Below are 18151 nucleotides of genomic sequence, written 5' to 3'. Positions count from 1 at the left end.
TTCGGCACGAATGTGGCGTTTCGCACCGCGTGAGGCGCGATTCGGCACGAATGTGCGGACGGGACGCTGCCGCTACCGCTCGGCGCCGGGACGCATCCACGCGCGCCCGCGCGCCCGCAGGCCGAGCGTGACCGCCCGCGCACCCAGGTACCCGAACGCGAAGGCTGCCGTCAGCGCCGAGAGGCCGCCGACATCGGCCCAGCCCCACGTCACCACCGCGAGCGCGAGCGGCACGAACACCGCGACGTTCAGCACCCCCGTCAGCGCCAGATACCGCGCGTCCCCTGCGCCGATCAGCACACCGTCCAGCACGAACACGTAGCCGCCCAGCGGCGCGCTCACCCCGATGATGGCGAGCGCGGCCGGCAGCAGCGCCGCCACGGACGGGCTGCTCGTGAACAGCCCGGCCGCGACCGGGCTGAGCGCGACGGTCGCAGCCCCCAGGACCACGCCGGCGCCGAGCCCCCACTGCACGCACCGGCGCAGAACCTCCCGGACGTCGTCGAGCTCCCCGGCCCCGAGGCCTTTGCCGACCAGCGCCTGGGCCGCGATCGCGAGCGCGTCCAGCGCGAAGGCGAGCGTCGCGAACACGGTCATCGTCACCTGGAACGCCGCGAGCTCGTCCGGCCCCAGCCGCGTGGCGCAGAACACGGCCAGCATCATCGCCGCCCGGAGGCTCGCCGTGCGCAGGAACAGCCATCCACCGGCCCGCGCGGTCCTGCCGATCCCGGAATGGTGCGGCAGCAGCAGGGAGCCGACGCGTCGCGCGTGCCGGCCGACGATGACCGCGTACACCACGACCATCGCCCACTGCGCTACGACGGTGCCGAGCGCGGACCCGGCGATCCCGAGCCCGGCCAGGTAGATGAAGCAGAAGTTCAGCACGATGTTCGCCCCGAACCCCGCGACAGCGACCACGAGCGGCGTGCGCGTGTCCTGCAGGCCGCGCAGCAGCCCCGTCATCGCGAACACCAGCAGCATGGCCGGGAGCCCGAGCATCGAGATCGCGAGGTAGGTCTCCGCCTCGGACGCGACCTCCGCGGACGCGCCGAACAGCCCCACGAGCAGCGGGGAGGCCGCCCAGCCGGCCGCCGCGAGCACGATCCCCAGCGCCAGCCCCAGCCAGCTCCCGTCCACGCCGGCGGCGACCGCCCCCGCTCGTCGCCCGCGCCGAGCCGCCGCGCGACGGCGGGAGTGGTCGAGTAGGCGAGGAAGACCATGAGCCCCACGATGGTCTGCAGCACGGCGCTCGCGATCCCGGGCCCCGCCAGCGGTGCGACGCCCAGATGCCCGACCATCGCCGAGTCGGCCAGCAGGAAGAGCGGCTCGGCCACGAGCGCGCCGAGTGCGGGGACGGCGAGACGCAGGATCTCGCGGTCGAGCGGGCGGCGGGGGAGGACGTTCACGGCGGGGACAACGCTATCGCGAGGGGGTGACAGGCCCCGCTACCATCACCTGATGCGCCTCACCATCCTCGGCACCGCATCCCACTACCCCACGCCGGCGTCCCCCTGCTCCGGCTACCTCCTCGAGCACGGCGCCGCCTCGGTCTGGATCGACGCCGGGCCCGGGACCCTCGCCGAGCTCCAGCGTCACCGCTCGCCCGCCGACCTCGACGCCGTCTGGATCTCGCACGCGCACGCCGACCATACGGCCGATCTGCTCCCGCTCTTCTACGCTCTCGCGTTCGGCGACCTCCCGGGCCGCCCACCGCTCCGGGTGGTCGGGCCGCCCGATCTGCGGGCCCGGCTCGTCGGGTTCCTCGGCGCCCGCGCCGCCGGCGACCTCGATCGCGTCTTCGCGTTCGAGTCGCTCGCCGATCGACGGGGCCGGCGCGTGAGCGACCTCGACCTCGCCTGGGAGGCCGTCGAGCACGACGTCCCCGCCTGGGCGCTCCGCGCGCGGGCCGATGACGCCTCCCTCCTCTTCACCGGTGACGCCGCGCCGTCCCGCGGTCTGACCGCGTTCGCGGCCCGGTGCGATCTGATGCTCGCCGAGGCCGGCGCGGACCGGCCGGACGGCAGCCACCTGACCCCGGAGGATGCCGGCGCCCTCGCCGCGGACGCGCGCGTCGGGCGTCTCCTGCTGACGCATCTCGCCCTCGGCCTCGACCCCGCCGAGGCGGTCGCGCGCGCCTCCACACGTTTCGACGGCCCCGTCGCGTCGGCGCATCCCGGCGACGTCGTGTCGGTCGGCCCGGTGTCGGTGGCTGTTCCTACAGTGGAGGGATGAGCCACCTGATGCCGGAACTGCTGTCGACCTGGTCCTGGCGTCTCGAGCGGGTCCGCAACGGGCGCACGGTCCTCACCAAGGGGCAGGCGGCGTCGGCGCGCACCGACCTCCTCCACGACCGGTCCGCGCATCCGGCCGACTACTCGGGCTATGAGGAGGAGTACAGCTCGGCCGTCGACGCGCTGGGCGTGCTCGCGCAACAGGCCAACCGCAGCGACGACCTGCTGGCGGTGCTCCGTTCCGAGCGGCGGCCGTCGGACGCCCCGGCGCGTGAACGCTACGCCACCGCCCCCGACACCGCTGGGGTCCGGCGCGACTCCCTCGCCGCCGAGCACGATCGCGTCCCGGCGGGCCTCCCGGAGGCTCTGGACCAGTGGGTGCACCGGCTCATCCGGTACCGCAGCGGCGCCAAGGTGATCGCCCTGATCGAGGCCGCGCGTGCCGAGATCCGCCTGCGCAACGAGGCCGACCTCAACCCGGGCGCGTACCGCAACGCGACCGCAGCGCCCTACTTCGGGAGGGTGATGCGGGAGCTCGGCGAGATCGCGACAGCGCAGCGCCCGGGAGTCCACCTCTCACGGCGCGGCCTCCACCGCGGGCTCGTCGACGACTCGTTCCTGTGAGCCGGACGTCCGTGCGGCGCCGTCGTCCGGCGTCGTGGCCGGTCGCTGCGGTCGCGCTGCTGCTCGCCCTCGCCGGAGCGGGAGGCTACGCTGCGCTGAACGGCGGACGCGCACCGTCCGCGCCGGGTACGGACGCCTCGTCCGGCGCGATTTCGACCCTCGCCTCGCCGCCCGGCGCGCGGTCGGCGGCCGGCCTGCTCGATGCGGCCGGTGCCCGCGCCGCGCTCGCGCAGCTCCCGGTGAAGGGCCGTGCCCCGGCGACCGGGTACGACCGCGTTGCGCGCTTCGGTGAGGCCTGGCTCGACGTCGACAAGAACGGCTGCGACACCCGGGACGACATCCTCGCCCGCGACCTCGCCGCAGTCAGCCGGCGCGCGGACTGCGCGGTCCTCACCGGCACCCTGAGCGACCCGTACACCGGCCGCAGCATCGCGTTCGCCCGCGGGGTGCAGACGTCCGCTCTCGTCCAGATCGACCACGTCGTGGCGCTGCTCGACGCGTGGCAGACCGGCGCCCAGGGCTTGAGCCAGGAGGCGCGCGTCCAACTCGCGAACGACCCGCTCGAGCTGCTGGCGGTGGACGGGGCGACGAACCAGGCGAAAGGTGCGGGAGACGCGGCGACCTGGCTGCCGCCGAACCGCGGATTCCGATGCGAGTACGCGGCCCGCCAGGTCGCCGTGAAGGCCAAGTACGGACTGTGGGTGACGGCCGCGGAGGGTGCGGCGCTGAAAGGGATCCTGGCCGGGTGCTGACAGCCCTCCGCGCCAGGCGGGTGGCTGGTCCGGCCCTTCCGCCGATCGCCTGCCGAGCGCCGCGCCGCCGTCGCGTCGACGGCGTCTCGGGCCGCGACCGGCCGCTACGATCAACGCATGCAGCAGCCAGAGCGCATGATCCCCCGCCGGTCCGGCGTCACCGCGGTGCGCCGGTGACGCCCGCCGAGGCGGCCGGCCTGCTCGGACTCCCCGAGAACGCGACCGAGGCTCAGATCACCGAGGCGTACGCTGCGCATGTCGCGACCGTCCCGGAGAGCGATGTCACCGCGGTCGACGCGCTCGCGCGGGCGCGGGACGCTCTGCTCGCCGGGGTCCGTTGGCAGCCGCCGCAGAGCACCGGTGCGCCGCAGGGCTGGGGGACTCCGCAGAGCGGGACGACACCGATCGGGCTGGCGCCGCAGCCGGGATATCCACCCCGCCTGCCCGCCGCACCGTACGGCGCGACTCCCCAGCAGCCCGCTTACCCGACACCCCAGCCGCCCGCCGCACCGTACGGCGCAGCTCCCCACCGGCCCGCTTCACCGACACCCCAGCCGCCCGCCGCACCGTACGGCGCGACGCCGCCGCAGCCCGTCTACCCGTACCTGGCCTCCCTCCCGGCCGCCGGCGTTCCGGCCGCCGGCGTTCCGGGACCCGGCGGCCCCCAGCAACCGCCGTACCCCGGTTATCCCCACCCCTCCGCCTACCCCGCCCGGCCTCGCAGACCTCTCTCCAACGGCGCCATCATCGGCATCGCCCTCGGCGGCACCGCCGTGCTCCTCGTCGTCCTGCTCGTGGCGGTCATCGCCCTCGCCGGCGGCGCCCGAAGCGGTCTCGCGAACAGCGCCTCCCGGCACGGTTCCGCCGCTGCGCCGTCCACCGCCCCGTCGAGCGGCGACCCCTCGGCGGCCGACCAGAGCTACGTCATCGACGGCGTGACGATCCAGCCCGAGCAGGGCTGGACCTTCCTGTTGACCTCTCCGCGCGACTGTCCCGGCGCCGAGGTGATCGTCGGGTTCGCGGACACCGTCGACGGCGACTCGATCGATCAGCACACCGAAACCGTGCCCCTGAAGGCAGGCGTCCCGTACACCTACACGGTCCCCGACACCGCCTCCACGCATCAGTACGCCGGCATCGACGACCTGCAGTGCATCCCGACCTGATGCGCATCGCGCCGGCGCCGTCGACGTAAGGATTCCGTAAAAGTTTTCACAAATTACTGAATTAAGCGTAGAGTCACGCCCATGACCACAGTGATTGAGGCCTCGGGCCTCGAGAAGCGATTCGGCCGGGTCCGGGCACTCGACGGACTCGACCTCACCGTCACCGAGGGTGAGGTCCACGGATTCCTCGGGCCGAACGGCGCAGGCAAGTCGACCACCATCCGCGTCCTCCTGGGCCTCGCGCGCTCCAACGGCGGCACCGCCCGTGTCTTCGGCGACGACCCCTGGCGGGACGCCGTCACCCTGCACCGCCGCATCGCCTACGTTCCCGGCGACGTCAGCCTCTGGCCGAACCTGTCGGGCGGCGAGGCCATCGACCTCCTCGCCCGGCTCCGCGGAGGCACCGCCGACAAGGCGGTCTACGCCGAGCGCAAGAAGCGTCTGATCGACGTGTTCCAGCTCGACCCGACCAAGAAGGGGCGCGCCTACTCCAAAGGCAACCGGCAGAAGGTCGCGCTCGTCGCCGCCTTCGCGACCCCGGCAGACCTGTACATCCTCGACGAGCCGACCAGCGGGCTCGACCCGCTGATGGAGGCCACCTTCAACGCCGAGATCGCCCGGATCGCCCGGGACGGCGCGACCGTCCTGCTGTCCAGCCACATCCTCTCCGAGGTGGAGCAGCTCTGCGACCGGGTCAGCATCATCCGCGAGGGCAAGACCGTCGAGTCCGGGACCCTGGATGAGCTCCGCCACCTGACCCGCACCGAGATATCGTTCGCGGCCGACGGGATGACGGACGAGCAGCTCGCCCGCATCCCCGACGCCCACGACCTGCGCACCGACAACGGTCGCGTGAAGTTCACCGCCGACAGCGACGGCCTCGCGCCCGTCCTCGCGGCGCTCGCCGACCTGAACGCGAAGAGCCTGACCGTCGCTCCGCCGTCGCTGGAGGAGCTCTTCCTCCGCCACTACGGCGACGAACTCGCCGGCGTCACCGAGCTGGAGGCGGAGGCGAAGGGGCGATGAGCACCACGACCACCGACCGCCCGGCCGCACGCGCCGGGCACACCGCCGTCCCCGAACGCGGACGCGTGGCGACCCTCGGCGTCCTGCTCAGGCAGCGCCTGCGGCGCGACCGCTGGCAGCTCCTCATCTGGATCCTCTGCATCGCGTTCCTCGCCCTGTTCTCCGCGGCGAGCATCGACTCGACGTACGGGTCGGCGACCGGCCGAACGGAGCTGATCCGGCTCGCGATCGCGAACCCGACGGTCCTCGTCCTCCGCGGGCTCCCGCAGGGCACCGGCCTGGCGGCGGTCACGTTCTTCGAGATCTATACGTTCCTCGCGTTGCTCGCCGGCCTGATGAACACGTTCCTCGCCGTGCGACACTCCCGTGCGGAGGAGGAGTCCGGCCGCGCCGAGCTCGTCGGCTCCACCCCTGCCGCTCGGCTCACGCCGACCGTCGCGACGGTCGTCCACGGCGTCCTCGCGAACATCGTGCTCGCGTTGGCCACCGGGGTCGGCTTCACGGCGGCCGGCCTCCCGGCGTACGGCTCGCTCGTCGCGGGAGCAGCGGTCGGCGGGGCCGGTGTCGCCTTCCTGGCCGTCGGCCTCCTGCTCGCCCAGGTGATGAGCACCTCGCGCGGCGCGAACGGCTACGCCGCCGCCATCGTCGTGCTCGCCTGGGTGCTGCGCGGCGTCGGCGACGCGATCGGGACGGTCACGGGCGCCGGCACGACGATGGTCTCCGGCTGGCCGACCTGGCTCAGCCCGATCGGCTGGGGCGAGCAGTTCTCGCCGTATGTGCGGAACGACTGGACGCCGCTGCTCCTGCAGCTCGGCTTCGCCGCCGTTCTGATCGCGGCGGTGTTCGGCCTCCAGGCCGTGCGCGACTCGGGTTCCGGGATCGTCCCGGAGCGCGCCGGCCGGCGGAACGCCCTCCCGACGCTGAACGGCCCGCTCGGCCTGGCCTGGCGCCTGCAGTGGCCGACCATCCTCGGCTGGGCGATCGGCGGCCTCCTCACCGGTGTTCTCGCGGGCGCGCTCGGCAGCGTGGTGAGCTCGTCCATCGCGAACGACCCCAGTCTGGGCAACATCCGGGACGCCGTCGGGCACCTGGGCGCCGGCGGCTCCGGCCCGATGACGGCGCTGTTCCTGTCCGCGATCATGTCGATCGTCGGCGTGCTGGCCGCGGCGTGCGCGGTGCAGGCGGTCATCCGGCTGCGCCAGGAGGAGGTCGGAGGCTCGGCCGAGGTCATGATGGCGACCCCGGTCTCCCGGGTGCGCTGGCTGCTCGACTTCGTGCTGGTCGGACTGATCGCGATCGTGCTGGTGCTGCTGGCGGCGGCGCTCGCCGCGGGCCTGTCGGCGACGGCGGCGGGGGAGAAAGCGTCAACTTTCAACGACGCGTTCGCCGCCGCAGCCGCGCAGTTCCCTGTGGCGCTGGTCTACCTCGGCGTACTGACGCTGGTCTTCGTGCTGCTGCCGGGCTGGACCGCTCCGGTCGGTTGGGCCGCGCTCGGCGCCGGCGCCTTCATCGGCATCTTCGGCGCCCTGATCAAGCTCCCGGACTGGCTGCGCCACGTCTCCCCGTTCGCCGACGCCCCCGTCGTCGTCGGGAAGGTCGATTGGACCGGTGGATACTGGATGTTCGGCATCGCGGTCGTCGCGCTCGCCGCCGCCGCGGCCCTGATCCGCCGCCGGGACTTCGCGATCGGGTAGGGACGGGTATGGCCAGGGACGAACGGGCTCTGACGGAGATGATGGAGCACTCCGCGGCGGTGCTGACCGCTGCGGGGTTCCCGAAGATGCCCGCGCGCGTGCTGATGGCGCTCACGGTCACGGACTCGGCAGGACTCACGGCCGCGCAGCTCGCCGAACGGCTGGACGTGAGCCCGGCCGCGATCTCCGGAGCGGTCCGCTACCTCCAGACCCTCGGGATCGTGCGGCGCCTGTCGCAGAACGGCAGCCGCCGCGACCTCTACCAGATGCCGGCGGACTGGTACGCCCTGATGGTCCGCAACAGCCCCATCTACGGCGTCCTCGCCGACCAGGCGGAAGCGGGCCTCGCCGCCGTCGACGACCCCGACGACCCGGCGACCGAGCGCCTGCGCGACATGGCCGGCTTCTACCGGTTCATGCAGGCCAGGCTGCCGGACATGCTGAACGAGTGGGAGCAGATCCGGGCGTCGCGGGACGCGTGAGGGGGCACCCGTTCCGTGCCCGAAGTCGTGAGGACGATCTCCACCTCCCGACTTGCGAAGGCATAAATATCACACTAGTGTCTGACGTGCGTCCCTGCGGACGTCACGCCGCCCTGGCTAGGGGAGGCGGCGTGGCCGGTTGCCGAATGGGTCTCACACTGGCCGGCCCGGGCGTTGCGAGGGCGGAAAAGGGGGCTCTGCGCGAGCGCGGGTCACGGCCGAGCGGCTTCGGGAGACCGCTGCCGCACCGTGGATCCGTTCGGCGACCGGCGTGCCTCGCTCGCCGGCTGTGAACATCTGAAATGCTAAAGCTCGGACTCACCAGGGGGATCGACATGCGTTTCACCACTCCGGCCCAGAAGGCGCTGGTGGTCGCGGTGCTGCTCGCGGTCAACGTCGCGCTCGCGCTGCTCTTCGACGCGCTGCACTCGGAGCCGGCCTCCATCGTGCTGACGATGCTGCAGGTCGCCGGGTGGTACATCGTCTCCCGGATGTTCCGCGGGCCGGGGAGTCCCTGCGCGCGGCGCGCCCCTGGTGGCGGATGACGAACCGGCCGCTCCTGTCCGGGGTCCTCGGGATCGGCTACGCCCTCCTCGCCGTGGTGAACATCGGCTTCTCCCTCGGCGGCTTCGGCAGCGTCTCCGGGACGGTCTCGATCCTCGCCGAGCTGGTCCTGGCCGCGCTCTTCCTGAACTCGTACGCCTGCCTCCGTCCCCGCCGCACCACGACCGTGCAGGCGCCGGCCCGGCAGCATTCCCGCCCGTCCGTCTCCGGCGGCGCGCGCACCTGACAGGCGGGGCGCCCGCGCCGTAGGCTGGGGCGCATGACGCTCTCCTCCGGCATCGCCACCGACGAACTCGATCCCTCGATCCGCCCGCAGGACGACCTGTTCCGGCACGTGAACGGCGCCTGGATCAGCCGGACCGAGATCCCGTCCGACAAGGCCCGCTGGGGCTCCTTCATGGAACTCGCGGAGAAGTCGGAGGCAGCCGTCCGGGAGATCGTGGAGGCCGCGCAGTCGGCTCCGGAGGGGACCGAGGAGCGCACGTTCGGCGACCTCTACACGAGCTTCCTCGACGAGGATCGCGTCGACGCGCTCGGCGTCCGGCCGATCGAGGCGCAGCTCGCCATCGCCGACGATGTCGCCACCATCCCGGAGTTCCTGAAGACCCTCGGCGAGCTGGAGCGGCACGGCGTCGGCGGCATCTACCAGCTCTTCGTCGACAACGACCCGGGCGACCCCAGCCGTTACCTCGTCTTCGCCGAGCAGGCCGGCATCTCTCTGCCCGACGAGTCCTACTTCCGGGAGGAGCGGTTCGCGCCGATCCGGGAGGCCTTCGCCGCGCACGTGCAGCGGATGTTCGAGCTGGCCGGCTTCCAGGACGCCCCCGAGCGCGCGCAGCGCGTCTACGACCTCGAGGTGGAGATCGCCGCCCAGCACTGGGACAACGTGACCTCCCGCGACTCGGAGAAGACCTACAACCTGTTCTCGTGGGCCGACGCCACGGCGCTGTTCGGCTCGGCGGGCCTGGACGACTGGGCCGCCGGCCTCGGGGCCCCGCAGGGGCGCTCACCGAGATCGTCCTGCGCCAGCCGTCGTTCACCTCCGGCGTCGCCGGGCTCCTCGTCGAGGAGAAGCTGCAGTCCTGGAAGGACTGGCTGGCCTGGCAGATCATCCACGACTCCGCCCCGTACCTGACCGGCGACTTCGTCGACGCGAACTTCGACTTCTACGGCCGTACCCTCACCGGCACGCCGGAGATGCGCGCCCGCTGGAAGCGCGGCGTCTCGCTGGTGGAGGGCGTGATGGGGGAGGCCGTCGGGAAGATCTACGTGGAGCGGCACTTCCCGCCCTCGGCCAAGCAGGCGATGGACGCGCTGGTCGCCAACCTGATCGAGGCGTACCGGCAGAGCATCCAGACGCTCGAGTGGATGGGCGAGGATACCCGCGAGCGCGCGCTGGACAAGCTCGGCAAGTTCACGCCCAAGATCGGCTACCCGGTCAAGTGGCGCGACTACTCCGCGCTTGTGATCGACCCGACGGACCTCGTCGGCAACGTGCGCGCCGCCGCGCTGTTCGAGTTCAACCGCGAGCTGAACAAGATCGGCAAGCCGATCGACCGTGACGAGTGGTTCATGACCCCGCAGACGATCAACGCTTACTACAACCCCGGCTTCAACGAGATCGTCTTCCCCGCGGCGATCCTGCAGTACCCGTTCTTCGACGAGGGCCGCGACGCCGCCGCCAACTACGGCGCGATCGGCGCGGTGATCGGCCATGAGATCGGCCACGGCTTCGACGACCAGGGCTCCAAGTTCGACGGCGACGGCAAGCTCGACGACTGGTGGACCGCTGCCGACCGTGCCGCGTTCGAGAAGCGCACCGGCAGCCTCATCGCCCAGTACGACGCCCTCGCGCCGGCGCAGGTGCCCGACCACCACGTCAACGGTGCCCTCACCATCGGCGAGAACATCGGCGACCTCGGCGGTCTGGGCATCGCCTGGAAGGCCTACCTCCTCTCGCTCGGCGGCGAGGAGCCGCCGGTCGTCGACGGCCTCAGCGGCGCTGAGCGCTTCTTCCTGTCGTGGGCGCAGGCCTGGCAGCAGAAGGGCCGCGACGAGGAGGTCATCCGCCTGCTGGCGATCGACCCGCACTCGCCGAACGAGTTCCGCTGCAACCAGATCGTCCGCAACATCGACGCCTTCTACGACACCTTCGGGGTCACCGACGGCGACGCGCTGTGGCTCGAGCCGGAGGAGCGCGTGACCATCTGGTGAAGCGCCGGCGACCGCGCGAGAGGGATCGCCCCACCACCCTCCGGGCGGGGTAACATCGTCCCTATCGCGCCGAGGGTTCCGCCCTCGCCGCGACGCGGTTCGGGGGACCGCGGCATTGCCCGATGCCCCCGACTCGGAAGAAAGACGCACCGCGACCGTGACGATCCAGACCCCGGAGACCGACCACCGCCGCCGGCACGCGAGTGCACGCCGTGGCCGGCACCGCGGGTCCGTGCCCGCCGCCCCCGAAGTCTTCAGCCGCGGCTTCGAAGCGCTCGGCCGGCTGGCCGTGCAGGGCGTGCAGGTCTCGGCGCGCGCGACGGACCTGTCCACGGGCGAGGTGCTCTTCTCGGTCGACGACCACGTGGTGATGCCGACGGCGAGCATCGGCAAAGTGCTGCTGCTGGTGGAGGTCGCCGCGCGCCTCCAGTCGCACCAGCTCAGCCCGCTCGCCCAGCTCGACCGCGCGCCGCAGGACATCGCGGGTGAGTCCGGAATCTGGCAGCACCTCCAGGTCCCCGCCCTGCCGGTCGCGGACCTGGCCGCGCTCGTGGGTGCGACGAGCGACAACCTCGCGACCAACGTCCTCCTGCGCCGTGTCGGCCTGGAGGCCGTGAGCGCCCGCACGGAGTCCCTCGGCCTCACGCGCACCGCCCTCCTCGACCTGGTCCGCGACCACCGCGGCCCGGACGACGCCCCGCAGCTCTCGGTCGGCAGCGCCAACGAGCTCACCTGGCTGTTCTCGGCGCTGGCCCGCGGGGAGGTCGTGGACGCGGCGACCAGCCGCCAGGTCATCTCCTGGCTGTCCCTGAACAGCGACTTCTCCCTGGTGTCGAGCGCGTTCGGCCTCGACCCGCACTCCCACCGCCACCCCGAGCACGGCATCCTGCTGGTCAACAAGACGGGCACCGACGCGGGAGTCCGCAGCGAGGTCGGCGTGCTGCGCGGGCCGCGCGCGGGGGTGACCTACGCGGTGTCGACGTACTTCGACGACACGGCGCTGCCGGCGCGGCTGGCGGTCATCGACGGGATGCGGACGGTGGGGCTGGATCTGCTGGAGTACGTGTTCTGAGACGGGTCACCGCGCCGCGATGAACGCATCCTCCGCCTCGTAGTCGAACCACCGGTCCGCCTGCGCACGCTGTGCCAGCGTCGGGAACGCCTGCTCCCAGTCCTCGCCGCGACGCTCGGCAGCGCGTACCTCCCGCACGGCCCAGTCGACCGTCATGGCGCAACCGTACGCCGGAGCGGACCGTGGCTGCAGGACCGGAGTCTGCCGTCAGCAGAGCCCTCGCCTCAGCGGCACGCTCACCCCAGCAACGTCCGCGCCAGCGCCAGATACTCCCGCGCGTTCGCGTCCGGGAGGTACGCCCGCCCGATCGCGTTGCCGATCGCCGGCAGCGACACCGCGTCGGGGTACGCCAGCCACAGCGTCTCGTACGTCGGATTGAACTTGCTCTTGAATGCGAACAGCGATGCGAACCCGTAGGCCGGCTCCAGCGTCCTGGCCAGGAACGCGAGCAGTCGATCCATCACCGCCGGCCCCTCGTCTTCGGATTCAGCGGACGCTCCCACCGGCTTCGTCGCCAGCGGTGCACCGGACAGGCTCAGCACCTCCACGCCCTCACCGCGCATCCGCTGCGCCGCCGACGCGATGACGAACTCCATGATCCCCGGGATGCTCTTGTCGGCCCGGCGCATGAAGTCGATCGTGTAGCCGACGACCCGGCCGTCCCGCCAGCTCGGCAGCCAGCTCGTGACCGCCTGGAGGTCGCCCTGCGGGTTGTAGGCGAGGTAGAGCCGCACCTCAGGGTCCTTCAGCTCCGCCATCCCGCCGAGGGTGAAGCCCATCTCGGGCAGCTCCTTCTCGGACACCCACTGCTCGCTGAGGGCGACGATCTGGTTCTGCTGGATCGGCGCCAGCTCGGCCCACGTCGTCCACAGCGTCGAGATGCGCTCCTTCACCCCGCGGTTGTGCGCCTGGCGTACCTTCTGCCAGGGCTTGCCCTGCATGTCGAAGGTCTGCGGGTGCATCAGCGTCTCCTCGCCGACCGACACGCTCTGCCAGCCGAGCGACTCGAACACCGGGAGGAACGCGCCGTGGATGCTGTAGAACGCGGGCGTCCAGCTGTTCGCGTCGCAGAACCCGATGAAGTCGATGATGGTCTGCTCGGCCCGCGCCGGCCGGCACACCGGGTCGGACAGGGTGACAGCCACCCCGTTGATCACCCGGTAGGCGACGGCGGCCTCGCCGTCCTCCGAGAACCAGTACACGTTGTCCGGCCAGGTCCCCATGAAGCCCAGCGTTCCGCCGCCGCCCGCGCGCAGGAGCTCGCGGTAGTGCAGCTCGTCGCCGACCGTCCGGCCGGTGGAGGTCGCCCGGTACAGCCGCATCGTGCCGATGACGAAGATCGTCCAGAACACCGGCCCCACCCCCTGGTAGAGCAGGAGCGTGAACGACGATGTGGGCACGATCACCGGGCCCAGCACGGACTCGAAGCCCGACGGCACGAACCGGCGGAGCATGGACACGAACACGTCGCCGATGGAGGCCTCGGGCACGAACGACGACAGCGTCCCGAGGCCCGAGATGAGGTACAGGACCGCCAGCAGGGCGAAGGCGACGACCGCCAGGATCGTGAAGCGCACGACAGCGTCCCGCGGAGCGCGGATCTGGAACTGCCGCCGTGTCGCCACCAGCAGTGCGATCGACGCCAGCGGCACCAGCAGCGTCGCCGCCAGCCAGAGCAGCACCTCGATCGCGGGCGCGAGAGCGTCGATACTGTCCACGTTGATGGTGATCTCGCCACCGGGCAGCGCCGTGAAGGGGAGAAGGATCATCGCCGCGTTCACCACGATCCCGAGCAGCCACGCGAAGTGCCGGCCGCGGCGGAGGCCGATGGCCGTCACGATGAGCAGCACGAGCGGCAGCAGACTGAGCAGCAGCGGGCCGACGCCCTGCACGGCGACGGCGGCGAGTTCGTCACGGCAGTTGGTCGTGTCGGCGGCCTTGCACGCCGCCAGCACTGTCGCCGCGGCGACCTCCCGATGCTGGAACAGCGCCGAGACGAACGAGAGCGGGCCGAGGCCGCCCGGCGGCAGGAGCGCGGCGAGCGGGCCGATCGCGGTGATCGCGACGATCGCGGCGACGAGGTTGCGGGTCTCGGCGTGCGAGCTGCGCCGCATCCTGTGCAGGCGTCCACGCCGCAGGACGACCCCGAGCGCGAGGCCGAGCAGCGCCGCGAACAGACGGTAGACGTTGTTCTGGTCGCCGTTGTAGAGCACGAACATGACGACGGTGGCGAAGGTGAGCAGCCGGATCCGCCGCCGCCAGAGGGTCGTGGCGAAGGCGCTCGCCGTGACCAGCGCCCCCACGATCCCGATGGTCGGGTCCAGGGTGAAGTCGAACTCGGTGGCGTGCGCGAGGATCTCGCCCCCGTTCGCCGCCGCCCACTGGCCGAGCACGCCGAGCGTGATGCCCAGCACCCCGGTGACCAGGAACGCGATGATGAGACGTACGGTGCCGAGCAGCCGTTCGGCCGCGGCGAGCAGCGTCAGCGCCAGCAGGAACGAGATCGCGAACTGGATCGGGTCCTCCGGCACGAAGAGCGCCGTGACCGGCGTCCACCAGTACCCGGCCCGGATGGTCGTCGGAACGCCCGCCGCCCAGACCAGCGAGCCGCCGCCGACGCTCGCGGCGCTCCACAGCGTTCCGGTGGTGATGGAGGTGGCCAGCACGACCACGGCGAGCGTCACGCTCGCGGGCGCGATCTGCAGGTAGGCGCGCAGCATCGCCCACGCCGGGGGCCGCCCCGGGGGCGGATCCGCCGGCGGCGCTGGTGCGGTGTTCGTGGGAGCCGTGCTCATCGTGTCTCCGTCGCGGTGGCCCCCACCTTAGCGGTCGCCGCCCGTTCCCGGAGGCGGCACCTGCTTCGCGGGGGCGGAAACCCGCTCCCGCGCAGGGTCAGATCTCGCGCAGCCGCTCCGCGAGGTAACGGTCGAGACCCTCCAGCGGGATGCGCTCCTGCTTCATCGTGTCGCGGTCGCGCACGGTCACGGCGTCGTCCTCCAGCGAGTCGAAGTCGACCGTGACGGCGAGCGGCGTGCCGATCTCGTCCTGGCGCCGGTAGCGCCGGCCGATCGCACCCGAGTCGTCGAAGTCGACGTTGCGGCGCTTGCGGAGCTTGTCGGCGAGGCCCCGGGCGAGCGGCGACAGCGCCTCGTTGCGGGACAGCGGGAGGACGGCGACCTTCACCGGCGCGAGCCGCGGGTCGAGGTGCAGCACCGTGCGCTTGTCGGTGCCGCCCTTGGCGTTCGGCACCTCCTCCTCGTCGTACGCGTCGACCAGGAACGCCATCAGCGCGCGGGTGAGTCCGAAGGACGGCTCGATCACGAACGGCACGTAGCGCTCGTTCTTGTTCTGGTCGAAGTAGCTGAGGTCTTTGCCGGAGTGCTCGATGTGGGTCCGCAGGTCGTAGTCGGTGCGGTTGGCGACGCCCATCAGCTCGCCCCACTCGCTGCCCACGAAGTCGAACTTGTACTCGATGTCGATGGTGCGCTTCGAGTAGTGCGCCAGTGCGCCTTCCGGGTGCTCGAAACGGCGGATGTGGGTCGGGTCGATGCCGAGGTCGACGAACCAGTCCCAGCAGAGGTCGATCCAGGTCTGGAACCACTCCTCGTCGGTGCCGGGCTCGACGAAGTACTCGATCTCCATCTGCTCGAACTCGCGGGTGCGGAAGATGAAGTTGCCCGGCGTGATCTCGTTGCGGAACGCCTTGCCGATCTGGCCGATGCCGAACGGCGGCTTCTTGCGGGCGGCCTGCAGCACATGCGCGAAGTCGGTGAAGATTCCCTGCGCGGTCTCCGGGCGCATGTAGTGGAGGCCGGACTCGTCGTCCACGACGCCGAGGAAGGTCTTCATGAGGCCGGAGAACTGCCGGATCGGCGTCCACTGGCCCACCTTGTCCGGGTGGTCGGGGTCGGCGATGTCGTCGAGGCCGTTCGCCGGCGGGTGGCCGTGCTCGGCTTCGTACGCCTCGAAGAGGTGGTCGGCGCGGTACCGCTTGTGGGTGATGAGCGACTCGGTCAGCGGGTCGCTGAAGACCTGCACGTGACCGGAGGCCTCCCACACGGCGGTCGGCAGGATGATCGCCGAGTCGAGGCCGACCATGTCGCCGCGGCCGCGCACGAAGGCGTTCCACCACTCGCGCTTGATGTTCTCCTTGAGCTCCACGCCGAGGGGGCCGTAGTCCCACGCGGACCGGGTGCCGCCGTAGATCTCGCCGGAGGGGAAGACGAATCCGCGGTGCTGCGCCAGCGTGATGACGGAATCCAGTCTCGACGGTGCGGCCATGGGTGCTCCCTAAAGGTGCCGGGTGGTGGGGGACCCGTCCATCCTACTGAGGATGCGCCGACCTCACCGGCCCGCGCGGAAGTCGTCCTCCAGGATCGCGAACACCGCGGTGTCCGACCACTCGCCCTTGTAGATCTCGCTCCCGCGCAGCAGCGCCTCCTGCGTCATCCCGATGATGCCGCACAGGCGTGCCGACGCCTCGTTGCGGGCGTCGAGCTGCGCGAAGACGCGGTGGCCGCCGAGGGACTCGAAGCACAGCTCCAGCAGCCGCGTCGTCGCCTCGGTCGCGTAGCCGCGGCCGTGGACTGCCGGGTGGAACACCCAGCCCATCTCGAACTTCGCCCACTCCGCCTTTTTGAGGAACAGGCTCACGTGGCCGATCACCCGGCTGTGGCCGCCCTCCGGGTCCGGGAGCTCGACCGCGTACACGATGCCGTCGCCGTCGTGCGCGAGGCGGTTCATCGCGATGCGCTTGCGCAGGTGCTCGGCCGACTCGTCGTGGTCGTGCACCTCCCAGTAGAGGTACCGGGCGACGTCCTTCAGGCGCTCGAACTCGTGCCCGTTCTCCAGGTCGCCGCTGTTCAGCGGGCGGAGCAGCAGCCGTTCGGTGCGCAGCTCCTCCGCGGCGTACGGCAGGCCGGTGGCGGCGTGCGGCTCGGTGGCGGTGATCGTGGCCTCGTCGCTCACGTGTCCTCCTCTGGTGGGTGCTCCTGGACGGACGTCAGGAGGCGGCGGTCTCGTCGTCGACGGCGCGGAGCGCTTGCGGTCGGAGCGCATCCTCGACTTCCACGCCGAACAGCGCGGATGCCGCGTCCACGAACGCCTGCGCATCACCGTTCCTGGCGAGTTCGCGGGCCCGCACCGACGGAGTGTGCAGCAGCACACCGGCCAGGTGCCGGAGTGCCTGCTCGGTCTGCTCGGACGAGTCGCCGCGGGCGCGCGCACGGGCGATCTCCGCGTCCAGGATGCCGAAGACGTGGGTGCGGAGGGCGACCAGCGCAGGCGTGACGGCCTGCTCGGTGCTCTGCGCCGCGAACTCGGCGGCGGCGGCGCCGACGAGCTGCCGGGCGTCGGCTGCGGCGTTCAGCTCCTCGACCGGCGCGTGGATGCTGATGGTCTCCAGGTCGAGCAGCTCGACGCCGCGCAGCTCGGCGACGGCGGGGTCGACGTTCCGGGGAGCCCGAGATCGATCACGAGGCGGCGCTCGGCGGCGTCCGGCGCCGCGATCGCGTCCGCGACCAGCGCGCGGGTGATCACGTGGTCGGTGACGGCCGAGCAGGTGACGACGAGGTCCGCGGCGCCGAGGGCCTCCAGGAGGTCGTCGGATTCGACCGGGATGACCTCGTGCGACAGGGCGAACTTCGCCGCGCGACCGGTCGGCGAGAACACCTGCACGTCGACCACGCCGCGCTCGCGCAGCGCGGCCAGGCTGGCGCCGGCGTACTTGCCGGTGCCGACGAGCAGCACGCGCACGGCCGCCCAGTCGCTGATCCGGCTCTCCGCCAGTTCGAGCGCGAGGCGGACCATCGAGCGGCCGGCGGTCATGATGCCGGTCTGGTTCTTGACACCGCGGGAGGTGCGCGACGCGATCTGGAAGACGCGCTCGAGGTTCCCGGTCACGGTGCCGGACGTTCGTGCCGCCTGGAGGGCACGGCGCACCTGGCCGGCGATCTCGCCCTCCCCGACCACGACGGACTCGAGGCCGCTGGAGACGGAGAAGAGGTGCTCGGCGACGGCGTCGTCGCTGTAGACGGCGCTGGAGGAGCGGAGGGTCTCGGCGTCGATGCCGCTTGCGGCGGCGACGGTCTCGATCACGTGCTCCGTGGTCGCGTCCGCGGCGAACGGCTGGGCCTCCACGTCGAGGTACGCCTCGAAGCGGTTGCAGGTGGCGAGCACCACCGAGCCGGCGACGATCCCGTGCTGCTCCGCGAGTGCCGCGGTGACGGCCGGCGCATGGCGCTCGAGCCGTTCGAGGAGGTCGAACGCCGCAGTGCGGTGGCTCGACGAGAAGCAGAGAAGCACGGGTGAAAGGATACGCTCGGCGT

At 71.8% G+C, this 18151-nt stretch carries 14 protein-coding genes and 3 pseudogenes; 11 read left to right on the top strand and 6 right to left on the bottom strand.

From position 1 onward, the window contains the following. Positions 1-72 precede the first annotated feature (72 nt). Positions 73-1406 (bottom strand): annotated as a pseudogene (locus ACRAWC_RS11850) (MATE family efflux transporter). Positions 1407-1458: 52 nt separating this feature from the next. Between ACRAWC_RS11850 and ACRAWC_RS11845 the strand changes: the two are divergent. The 11 genes and pseudogenes from ACRAWC_RS11845 (at position 1459) to ACRAWC_RS11795 (ending at position 11825) form a co-directional block, all read left to right on the top strand. Further along, positions 1459-2232 (top strand): MBL fold metallo-hydrolase, encoded by a 774-nt coding sequence (locus tag ACRAWC_RS11845; RefSeq protein ID WP_431347900.1) that lies wholly within the window; start codon positions 1459-1461, stop codon positions 2230-2232. Continuing rightward, positions 2229-2855, top strand: a complete 627-nt coding sequence (locus ACRAWC_RS11840) for a hypothetical protein (protein ID WP_431347899.1) — start codon at positions 2229-2231, stop codon at positions 2853-2855. Before ACRAWC_RS11845 ends, ACRAWC_RS11840 begins: the two co-directional genes overlap by 4 nt. Further along, complete coding sequence (locus tag ACRAWC_RS11835) at positions 2852-3607, top strand: HNH endonuclease family protein (RefSeq protein WP_431347898.1); 756 nt, start codon at positions 2852-2854, stop codon at positions 3605-3607. The genes ACRAWC_RS11840 and ACRAWC_RS11835 overlap by 4 nt, the downstream gene beginning before the upstream one ends. 173 nt (positions 3608-3780) lie before the next feature. Next, entirely contained in the window at positions 3781-4773 is a 993-nt protein-coding gene (locus ACRAWC_RS11830) for a hypothetical protein (protein WP_431347897.1), read from the top strand. Between the two features lie 81 nt (positions 4774-4854). Further along, on the top strand, positions 4855-5799 hold the full coding sequence (locus tag ACRAWC_RS11825) for an ABC transporter ATP-binding protein (RefSeq protein ID WP_431347896.1): 945 nt from the start codon (positions 4855-4857) through the stop codon (positions 5797-5799). Continuing rightward, the gene (locus tag ACRAWC_RS11820; RefSeq protein WP_431347895.1) at positions 5796-7493 is read left to right on the top strand and encodes an ABC transporter permease; all 1698 of its coding nucleotides are present in this window, start codon (positions 5796-5798) and stop codon (positions 7491-7493) included. Before ACRAWC_RS11825 ends, ACRAWC_RS11820 begins: the two co-directional genes overlap by 4 nt. An 8-nt stretch (positions 7494-7501) precedes the next feature. After that, entirely contained in the window at positions 7502-7975 is a 474-nt protein-coding gene (locus ACRAWC_RS11815) for a GbsR/MarR family transcriptional regulator (RefSeq protein WP_431347894.1), read from the top strand. A gap of 335 nt (positions 7976-8310) precedes the next feature. Beyond that, entirely contained in the window at positions 8311-8520 is a 210-nt protein-coding gene (locus ACRAWC_RS11810) for a hypothetical protein (protein WP_431347893.1), read from the top strand. Continuing rightward, positions 8517-8765: a hypothetical protein gene (locus ACRAWC_RS11805; RefSeq protein ID WP_431347892.1), complete on the top strand. Its 249-nt coding sequence runs from the start codon at positions 8517-8519 to the stop codon at positions 8763-8765. The genes ACRAWC_RS11810 and ACRAWC_RS11805 overlap by 4 nt, the downstream gene beginning before the upstream one ends. Positions 8766-8798: 33 nt before the next feature. Continuing rightward, positions 8799-10753: pseudogene (locus ACRAWC_RS11800) on the top strand (M13 family metallopeptidase). Between the two features lie 157 nt (positions 10754-10910). Then, positions 10911-11825 (top strand): serine hydrolase, encoded by a 915-nt coding sequence (locus ACRAWC_RS11795; protein ID WP_431347891.1) that lies wholly within the window; start codon positions 10911-10913, stop codon positions 11823-11825. Between the two features lie 6 nt (positions 11826-11831). On the opposite strand, the gene ACRAWC_RS11790 is transcribed toward ACRAWC_RS11795, so the two are convergent. From ACRAWC_RS11790 to ACRAWC_RS11770, 5 genes and pseudogenes are all read right to left on the bottom strand, one after another. Continuing rightward, positions 11832-11981, bottom strand: coding sequence for a hypothetical protein (locus tag ACRAWC_RS11790; RefSeq protein ID WP_431347890.1), 150 nt, complete (start codon positions 11979-11981; stop codon positions 11832-11834). Positions 11982-12061: 80 nt separating this feature from the next. Further along, entirely contained in the window at positions 12062-14620 is a 2559-nt protein-coding gene (locus tag ACRAWC_RS11785; RefSeq protein ID WP_431347889.1) for a bifunctional lysylphosphatidylglycerol flippase/synthetase MprF, read from the bottom strand. A gap of 97 nt (positions 14621-14717) precedes the next feature. Next, positions 14718-16106 carry a glycine--tRNA ligase gene (locus tag ACRAWC_RS11780; protein WP_431347888.1) on the bottom strand — a complete coding sequence of 463 codons (1389 nt, stop codon included), beginning with the start codon at positions 16104-16106 and terminating at the stop codon, positions 14718-14720. A gap of 63 nt (positions 16107-16169) precedes the next feature. Further along, complete coding sequence (locus ACRAWC_RS11775) at positions 16170-16793, bottom strand: GNAT family N-acetyltransferase (RefSeq protein WP_431347887.1); 624 nt, start codon at positions 16791-16793, stop codon at positions 16170-16172. A gap of 34 nt (positions 16794-16827) precedes the next feature. Further along, a pseudogene (locus ACRAWC_RS11770) lies at positions 16828-18128 on the bottom strand (glutamyl-tRNA reductase). Positions 18129-18151 lie beyond the last annotated feature (23 nt).

The sequence above is a fragment of the Leifsonia sp. L25 genome (assembly GCF_050632895.1).
This window is presented reverse-complemented; position numbering and strand designations above follow the sequence as displayed.